We start from the raw sequence: 8,979 nt of genomic DNA, 5'->3' as shown, positions 1-8,979 counted from the left end.
CGCCGCTCCGCTTTCGCCGCTCCGCTTTCGCCGCTCCGCTTTCGCCGCTCCGCTTTCGCCGCTCCGCTTGCCGCTCCGCTTGCCGCTCCGCTTGCCGCTCCACTTACACACAAAAACCCATGTTGCTCCAATCAGCTCATCGAACACCTAAAGATAGCGCCGAGTCGGAACGAAAGGAATCCTGAGTTATGAGTGCGCTCCATTTATTTACAGCCTGGAAGAGCTTGATTTTGCCATGTAGTAGATTTGCTGAATGTGGGTATAAGTTTGTAGAAAAGATTTTATTTTCGTTATAATAATCTCAATAGTATGAAAAATTAGAGGGGTTGTTCGCTATGAAGGAAGCTTTAAATCGTTTGAGGCCAAGATTAATGGAGATTTTCACGTATTTACATGCGAATCCAGAAATAAGCTGGCATGAGGTAGAAACAACAAATTATATTTTTGATTTACTAACACGTGAAGGTTTTTCGCCAATCCGCTTTAAAAACATTCCAGGGCTTTATGTTGATGTGGGAAATGGTGATCCTAAAGTTGGTTTGCGTACGGACATGGACGCATTATGGCAAGAGGTAGATGGTGAGTTTCGTGCGAATCACTCCTGTGGGCATGACGGACATATGACGATGGCAATCGGTGCTCTATTACTTTTGAAAGAGCTTGGTCAATCATTCAATGGTACAATTCGTATCATTTTTCAACCGGCTGAAGAAAAAGGAACAGGTGCTTTATCTGTTTTAAAAGAAGGAATCATTGATGATTTAGACTTTTTATTTGGTGTCCATGTAAGACCTGTCCATGAGCTTGAAGACGGTACATATTGTGCTGCATTGTACCACGGGGCCTCTCGGATGCTTGAAGGAGAAATTATTGGAGAAGATGCCCATGCTGCAAGACCGCATCTCGGTGTGAATGCCATTGAGGTAGGGGCAACTATTATCGAAGATTTAAGAACGATTCATACAGATCCAATGGTTCCTGTATCTATTAAGATGACAAAATTCCAAGCAGGAGGGGAATCTGGCAATATAATTCCTGGGAATGCATCGTTCACCATTGATATACGAGCTCAGCAAAATGATGTAATGGGTGCACTTGCCCAAGGAGTAAAGCGAGTAATTGACTCCTCTAAGCTTTTGCATAAGGTGCAGATTGAATTACGTACTGTAGCAAATGTAGTGGCAGCTGAGGTAGACCCAACTGCTCAATATATTATGGAACAGGCAATTGTCCAAGCGGTGGGACTGTCGAAACTACGAAAGCCAGTGCGTACACCGGGAGGAGAAGATTTTCATCATTATGCTGTTCAACGACCGCATTTAAAATCTACAATGTTAGGTTTAGGTTGTGGGTTAACACCAGGACTACATCATCCAAAGATGAAATTTAAGCAGGCAAGGCTAGTAACGGGAGTTGAAATCCTTACAAGAGCGGTATTGTTAGCATTGGGGTCAGGGAATACAAAGGAGGAATCAGCATAATGTTAGAAAGAGTGCGTATTCAAAAAATAATGACACCTACAGAGATTGCAGAGGTACAAATCTTGAACGTGAAAATTTGGGGGAGTCAGGCTATTCCATTGCATCAATTGTTAGCAGCTGTACAAAATGGTGGACTAGTGCTTGGAGCATATTTGGGTGAAAAGCTGATTGGCTTTAATTATTGTTTTGTTGGTTGTCGTGAAGGGATGATGTATTTGCACTCACACATGATTGGTGTGGAGAAAACATATCGTGAACAAGGTGTAGCTGAATTATTAAAGCATGCCCAGCAGGAATATGCAAGAGAACACGGGTTTCAGCTTGTGCGTTGGTTATTTGATCCGCTAGAAGCACGTATGGCTAATTTATCATTTTTGAAGCTAAATGCTTTTAGTTATCAATATGAAAATGATTATTATGGCCCGCTTCAGGATGATTTTAACGAGGGGCTACCTTCAGATCGTATTGTGGTAGAGTGGTGGATTGAACGTAATCAAGTGGAGGATTCCTTGGATGAATTGGAAGAAGAAGCTGAAGAAATTGTGCCTTGGTCTTTGACGGTGGACGGCTTACCTGTGCTCGATATTGAAGGTGAATTTCAACGAGATCAATCATTTTATAAGGACGCCTATTTATTACCTATCCCTCAACTTTTACAAAAGATGAAAGTAGAGAGCCCTAAGCTTGCAGGGGACTGGCGTTATAAAGTTCGTACTATTTTAACGACATTATTTGAACAAAATTATGCGATTGTTCGGATGAAAAAGCACAATGAATATGTGCATAGCTATCTGTTAGTCAGACGCTCCTTACTAGCTTTATAATAAGGATAAGGAGTGAAATTTTGTGAAACTAGAACAGATTACAGTGAGACATATAAAAATGCCTATGAAAGCGCCATTTTCAACGAGTTTCGGAACAATCGATGAAAAAGAGTTTTTACTTATAGAAGCGATAGATCAATCAGGAACTGTAGGATGGGGAGAAGCTGTTGCCTTTGTAGCGCCTTGGTATACGGAGGAGACATTAAAAACAACATGGCATATGCTTGAAGACTTTTTGATACCCATCTTGTTACATAAAGAGATTGGGCATCCAGATGAAGTCAGTACGTTATTTTCCTCTATTCGTCGTAATTGCATGGCGAAGGCTTCTATTGAAGGGGCTATGTGGGATATCTATGCTCAACAAACAGAACAATCACTTGCACAAGCGTTAGGCGGAGATAAGGAGCGAATAGAGGTAGGCGTTAGTGTAGGTATTCAATCTTCTACAGAAGCATTAATTGAGTTATTAAAAGGTCATGTAAATAAAGGTTATAAACGAGTCAAAGTGAAAATTAAGCCTGGTCACGATGTGGAAGTTATTCGTGCTATTCGAGCTGAGATGCCAGATTTGCCATTAATGGTAGATGCAAATTCCGCTTATACATTGAACGATATGAATGTATTGCAGCAACTTGATGCTTTTAATTTATTAATGATTGAGCAGCCGTTAGCTGTAGATGATATTGTCGACCATGCTAAGCTTCAGCGAAAGTTAAAAACGCCTATTTGCTTAGATGAAAGCATCACCTCCTACGAAGATGCTCGAAAAGCGATAGAGCTTGGTAGTTGTGGTGTAATCAATATCAAAATAGGACGTGTTGGCGGTTTAACGGAAGCTAAGAGAATTCATGATTTATGTAAAGAAAATAATATTCCTGTTTGGTGTGGTGGTATGTTAGAGGCGGGAATCGGACGAGCGCACAATATTGCATTAACATCACTAGCTAATTTTATTCTACCTGGGGATACTGCAGGATCTAGTCATTATTGGTATGAGGATATCATTTCACCTGAAGTGTTTGTAGAGGATGGTTATATTCATGTACCACAAACGATTGGAATTGGATATACACCTAATATGCAGGTTATTGATAAGTTAACATTCAACAAGAAGGTTTATCAATAAAATGAAACTACTATCCAGAGGGGGGGACCACAACCCCTCTGGATAGTAGTTGAATACGGGATAAACGAGGAGAGAAGTGATTGAAAAAAAGTTTGCAAATCGGTGGTGCCTATGTAGGAATTATCGTCGGTGCGGGATTTGCATCAGGACAGGAAATCGTACTATATTTTACGAGCTATGGCTTTCATGGAATTTATGGCGCACTAATTGCTACAATTGGATTTGCTTTAGTAGGAATGTGTATTGCACAAATTAGCTCAAGGCTGCGTACGACATCACATAAGGATTTGATTTATCAAATTTCAGGTAATACTGTAGGCTTTGTGATGGATTGTTTACTGTCGCTCTTCTTATTCGGTGTAGCAGTAATTATGTTTGCAGGAGCGGGTGCTACGTTTCAACAAATGTTTGGACTGCCAGTTTGGCTGGGGAGTATTTGTATGATTGTACTTACTATAGCGACAGTTATGATGAATGTGAAAAGCATTATCAATATTATTGCTATTGCCACACCGTATTTGCTAACAATTGTATCGATAATTGCGGTCTATTCATTGGCTACGATGGATTTAACTTTTGTAGAACAAGCTGTTATAGCGCGGCAAGCACAGGTAAGCTCTAAAAGTTGGTGGGTTACGGCATTATTGTATATGTCTTTTAATATCGGTGTATGTTTTTCGCTTTTAACTGTTATGTGTGGATCTATTCGCAATGAAAAGGTGGCGGGGATGGGAGGCGTTATTGGTGGAATTTTGCTAGGAGCTTTAATTCTGCTTATTAACCTTTCCCTTCTTGCAAAAATGAATGTAATCGTTGGTATAGATATACCGATGTTAGTCTTAGCAAATGAGATTCATCCTCTAGTCGGTCTACTAATGTCAATTTCTCTATTAGGGATGATTTATAATACAGCGGTGGGGATGTTCTATTCATTTATGGTAAGATTTTTAAAACCAAGTAAGCCTAGTTTTAAGGTAGCTGCCGTCTTTATCGGTGGTTTGGGCTTTTTAGCAAGTCTTGCCGGCTTTACGACGCTTGTAGCAAAGTTATATGCTGTCATGGGGTATGTTGGTTTTATATTAGTAGTTTTTATTGTTGTTGCATGGCTAAGAGGGGTTCGACAAATGGCATAATTGATAAGGTAATTGAGAAGGAATTAGTATTTTATTCTCAATTACCTTTTTATGTGTATAAAAAACGTAGAAATATTCAGCTCCAAAAATGATAGAAATCCCGAATATACCTTTATTGGAGTGTGATTTTATATAAAACGAGAATAATTCTCAATTGTAGGTTGACTGAGAATGGAAAGATGCTTATAATGAGAATCGTAAGTAATGATAATCATTTTCATTAGAGGACTTGAGGATCAGTTACGAGCAAAAATGAATCTACCGGGGATTACAATGAAAATAAGATATCTTTTAATAGCAACTGTAGTGTTGTCAATTGTGTCACTATTTATCGGTGTAGTAGATATTAAACCTAGTGACCTTTTAGACTTCGAATCAGAAGAAACTAGACTATTCTTGATTAGTCGTATACCGAGACTTGTAGCAATTTTGTTAGCAGGTGCAGGTATGAGTATTGCTGGTTTAATTATGCAAAGCTTAAGTAGGAATAAGTTCGTGTCACCAACGACAGCAGGTACTTTAGATGCTACTGAGTTGGGTGTGCTAATTTCGATGATGTTTTTCACAAACGTCACGTATTTTCAAAAAATTTCCTTCGCCTTCATATTTGCTTTTGCCAGCACACTATTGTTTATGCAAATATTAAATCGAATAAAGTTTAAAGACGCGATCTTTATACCGCTTATTGGCTTAATGTTTGGGAATATCCTTTCGTCGATTACAACGTTCTTTGCGTATAAAGCGGATATTATCCAAAACATTTCTGCATGGTTACAGGGGAATTTCTCATTAATGATGAAAGGTCGTTACGAGCTTTTATACATAAGCGTACCCGTGCTGATTATAGCTTACATTTATGCGAATCGCTTCACAGTGGCTGGAATGGGGGAGGATTTTGCAAAGAACCTTGGACTCTCCTATAAATTCGTTGTGAATTTAGGTTTAGTGTTAGTAGCACTTATTACAACGACAGTGGTGCTTACTGTTGGTGTAATTCCATTTCTTGGTTTAATCATTCCAAATATAGTTTCCTTGTTCAGAGGGGATAATCTCGCTAAGACATTGCCTCATACAGCATTACTCGGTATGTTGTTCTTATTAATATGTGACATTATAGGGCGTGTGCTGATTTTCCCTTATGAAATTCCGATTAGTATGACGGTCGGCGTCATCGGAAGTGCGATCTTCCTAATTATGTTGTTTAGGGGGAAAGCTTATGCGTAACCGTACAAAAATGTTGATATTACTAGGGCTAGCTGTAGCTTCTATTTTACTGTATGTATTTTATGAACTTAATGGTAACTACCATTATGCGTTTCCTCGTCGCCTTATTAAAGTGGTTGCGATGTCGTTAACGGGGATTGCGATTGCTTATTCAACAGTGGTCTTCCAAACGATTACACATAACCATATTTTAACGCCAAGTGTAATGGGACTTGATGCATTATATATGTTGGTTCAAACGTTCATCTATTACTTCTTTGGCTCTATGTCGATATTCGTCATTAATGCCAAATACAATTTCTTACTAGCTGTTTTAGCTATGATTGTCTTTGCGTTAATTTTTTATCTTGTATTGTTCAAGGGAGGAAAACGACCGATTTATTTCTTGCTGCTGGTCGGTATGATTGTCGGAACATTTTTAGGAAGCGTATCAACGTTCCTCCAAGTGTTAATAGACCCGAATGAATTTTTAAGCTTACAAAGTAAAATGTTTGCAAGCTTCAACAATGTGAATTCGGATTTAGTGTGGCTTGCGGCTGTTGTTATCATCATTACCTTCATTTATGGTTGGCGTCACATGAACCAATTAGACGTAATGTCTCTTGGTCGTGATACAGCCATTAACCTAGGGGTACCATATGATAAGCTTGTACAGCGTATGCTCATAGTATCGTCGGTGTTAATCGCCGTTTCTACAGCTCTTGTTGGGCCTATTACGTTCTTTGGCTTAATTGTGGCAAATCTATCATATCAATTTTTTAAGACGTACAAGCACTCTGTGTTAATCACAGGTTCTTGTGTGATGAGTGTTGTTGCTTTAGTCGGTGGACAGTGGATGGTCGAACGTGTTTTTAACTTCGATACAACACTAAGCGTTATTATAAACTTCGTAGGTGGCGTGTACTTCATCTACTTATTATTGAAGGAAAGTAGGTCAGCAGGATGATCCAAGTAAAAGAAATATCCAAGTATTTTGGAAAAAAACCGGTCATTCAAAATGTCAGTGTCGACGTTGCACCAGGGAAAATTACGTCTTTTATTGGACCGAATGGCGCAGGTAAATCAACATTGCTTTCAATGGTAAGCCGTTTACTTAATGCAGACACTGGAGAAGTATTACTCGATAAATCGGATGTACGTCGTTGGAAATCGGATGATTTTGCGAAGCGTGTATCGATTTTAAAACAGTCAAACTATATGAATGTACGCCTAACAATTCGTGAACTTGTTTCATTTGGTCGTTTTCCTTATTCAAAAGGGCATTTAAAGCCAGAGGATGAGCAAAAGGTAGATGAGGCACTTCAATATATGAATTTAGATGATCTTCAGCACAATTATTTGGATGAATTATCAGGCGGTCAACGTCAACGCGCATTTATTGCAATGGTTATTGCACAGGACACAGACTATATTTTGCTTGATGAGCCACTCAACAATTTGGACATGAAGCACTCTGTGCAGATCATGAAAATTTTGCGTAAGCTGGTTGATGAGCTAGGGAAAACGGTTGTCATCGTATTACACGATATTAACTTTGCTTCCGTATACTCTGATCATATTGTCGCATTAAAAAATGGACGTATTGTCAAAGATGGTCCAACAAATGACATCATTAACTCTGATGCGCTTAAGGAAATCTATGATATGGATATTCCTGTTCAAGAACAGAATGGTTGTCGTATTTGCGTGTATTTTAACTCATAGAAGTGATAATGGATGATTATATTCATCTGGACTATAAATAATAATTTTAAAGGAGCAATTTTACAATGAAAAATTGGAAATTATTTACGGTATTAATGGCAATGATGCTATTAGTATTAGCTGCTTGCGGCTCAAAGGACGATGCAAAAAAAGAGGATACAAGTTCTAAAACTGATAGTAAGCCTGCTGAAGAGCAAAAGGAAGAAGCTTCCGCTTACCCAATCACAATTCCAGGTAGCACCAATGGTGAAGATACATTTAAAGAAGTAACGCTTGAGAAAAAACCAGAAAACGTTGTAGTATTTGACTTTGGTTTCCTGGATACTTTAGATGCTTTAGGCGTAAAAGTTGCGGGTCTTCCTCAAAAAAACGTTCCGAACTATTTAAGCAAATATACTGATACAACTTATGTCAATGTTGGTGCTTTAAAAGAGCCTGATTTTGAAGCATTATCTTCTATGAAACCAGATATTATTTTCATTTCTGGTCGTCAAGCACCTGCTTATGAAGAATTATCTAAAATTGCGCCTACTGTATACGTTGGTGTAGATAACGCTAATTTCATGGAATCATTCAAAGTTAACACTGAACTAGCTGGTAAAATCTTTGGTAAAGAAAAAGAAGCTGCTGATGCATTTGCTGCATACGAAGCAAAAGTAGAAGAAGTTAAAGCTAAAACAGCTTCATCTAAGGATAAAGCTTTAATCGTTTTAGGATCTGAAGGTTCATTATCTGCATATGGTTCTGGTTCACGTTTTGGTGTAATTCATGATATCTATGGTGTAAAAGCTGCTGATGAAAACATTAAAGCTGAAACACATGGCGACGATGTAAGCTTCGAATATGTCCGTGAGACAAACCCAGATATTTTATTTGTTGTTGACCGTGACTCTGCTGTAAATCCAAAAGGTGAGTCTGGTACGAAAGCTGCCATTGAAAACGAAATCGTTGGGGCTACTAACGCTGCGAAAAACAATAAAATCTTCTATTTAGATTCACAAGTTTGGTATTTATCTGGTGGCGGTTTAATTTCTGAAACGCAAAAAATTGATGACGTTTTAAAGGCGTTTAACTAATATGTTTGTACAAATTAAACGTATTGTCGTTGCGGAAGAGCATTCGGATAAAATTGTTGAGCGCTTTGGTACAAAAGAAGATGGTCCAACATTGCTTGAACAACAACCAGGTTTTATTGATAAGCAAGTACTTGTAAAAAAAGTACGCCGTGGTGATGAGGAAGTGCTAATTGTGGTTCGTTGGGAATCAGAAGAGGCATGGAAAAATTGGGAGAAGAGCCCTGAGCATATTGCTGGTCATAAAGCAAGTGCAGGTATACCGAAACCCGATTACGTTATCGAAAGCGGTCAAGAAGTTTATTATGTAAAAGGTTAAAAATTAGAGGTGTCTCAAAATTCATTTGAGGCACCTCTTTTGTGTGCCAGGCATGTCCGTCAACTAGGTGATGAAAGTTCACTGTGGGCGTT

At 38.6% G+C, this 8,979-nt stretch carries 9 protein-coding genes; all 9 read left to right on the top strand.

Annotated elements, in window-relative coordinates; genetic code table 11:
• Nucleotides 1–335 precede the first annotated feature (335 nt).
• Nucleotides 336–1,481, top strand: coding sequence for a M20 peptidase aminoacylase family protein (locus tag QRN68_RS02340; protein ID WP_285395048.1), 1,146 nt, complete (start codon nucleotides 336–338; stop codon nucleotides 1,479–1,481).
• On the top strand, nucleotides 1,481–2,305 hold the full coding sequence (locus QRN68_RS02335) for a GNAT family N-acetyltransferase (protein ID WP_285395046.1): 825 nt from the start codon (nucleotides 1,481–1,483) through the stop codon (nucleotides 2,303–2,305). The genes QRN68_RS02340 and QRN68_RS02335 overlap by 1 nt, the downstream gene beginning before the upstream one ends.
• A 22-nt stretch (nucleotides 2,306–2,327) precedes the next feature.
• The gene (gene menC / locus QRN68_RS02330) at nucleotides 2,328–3,434 is read left to right on the top strand and encodes an o-succinylbenzoate synthase (protein WP_285395044.1); all 1,107 of its coding nucleotides are present in this window, start codon (nucleotides 2,328–2,330) and stop codon (nucleotides 3,432–3,434) included.
• A gap of 80 nt (nucleotides 3,435–3,514) precedes the next feature.
• A complete protein-coding gene (locus tag QRN68_RS02325) occupies nucleotides 3,515–4,567 on the top strand; it encodes a YkvI family membrane protein (protein WP_285395042.1) in 1,053 nt (350 codons plus the stop codon).
• Nucleotides 4,568–4,840: 273 nt separating this feature from the next.
• Entirely contained in the window at nucleotides 4,841–5,791 is a 951-nt protein-coding gene (locus QRN68_RS02320) for an ABC transporter permease (protein ID WP_285395049.1), read from the top strand.
• A complete protein-coding gene (locus QRN68_RS02315) occupies nucleotides 5,784–6,737 on the top strand; it encodes an iron chelate uptake ABC transporter family permease subunit (protein WP_285395041.1) in 954 nt (317 codons plus the stop codon). The genes QRN68_RS02320 and QRN68_RS02315 overlap by 8 nt, the downstream gene beginning before the upstream one ends.
• Nucleotides 6,734–7,495, top strand: a complete 762-nt coding sequence (locus QRN68_RS02310) for an iron ABC transporter ATP-binding protein (protein ID WP_285395039.1) — start codon at nucleotides 6,734–6,736, stop codon at nucleotides 7,493–7,495. The genes QRN68_RS02315 and QRN68_RS02310 overlap by 4 nt, the downstream gene beginning before the upstream one ends.
• Before the next feature lie 65 nt (nucleotides 7,496–7,560).
• Entirely contained in the window at nucleotides 7,561–8,571 is a 1,011-nt protein-coding gene (locus tag QRN68_RS02305; protein WP_285395038.1) for a siderophore ABC transporter substrate-binding protein, read from the top strand.
• A gap of 1 nt (nucleotide 8,572) precedes the next feature.
• Nucleotides 8,573–8,887 carry an antibiotic biosynthesis monooxygenase family protein gene (locus tag QRN68_RS02300; protein WP_285395036.1) on the top strand — a complete coding sequence of 105 codons (315 nt, stop codon included), beginning with the start codon at nucleotides 8,573–8,575 and terminating at the stop codon, nucleotides 8,885–8,887.
• The last annotated feature ends 92 nt before the right edge of the window (nucleotides 8,888–8,979 follow it).

It is taken from the genome of Lysinibacillus sp. fls2-241-R2A-57 (genome assembly GCF_030209535.1).
In the GTDB taxonomy this organism is placed as follows: domain Bacteria; phylum Bacillota; class Bacilli; order Bacillales_A; family Planococcaceae; genus Lysinibacillus.
This window is presented reverse-complemented; position numbering and strand designations above follow the sequence as displayed.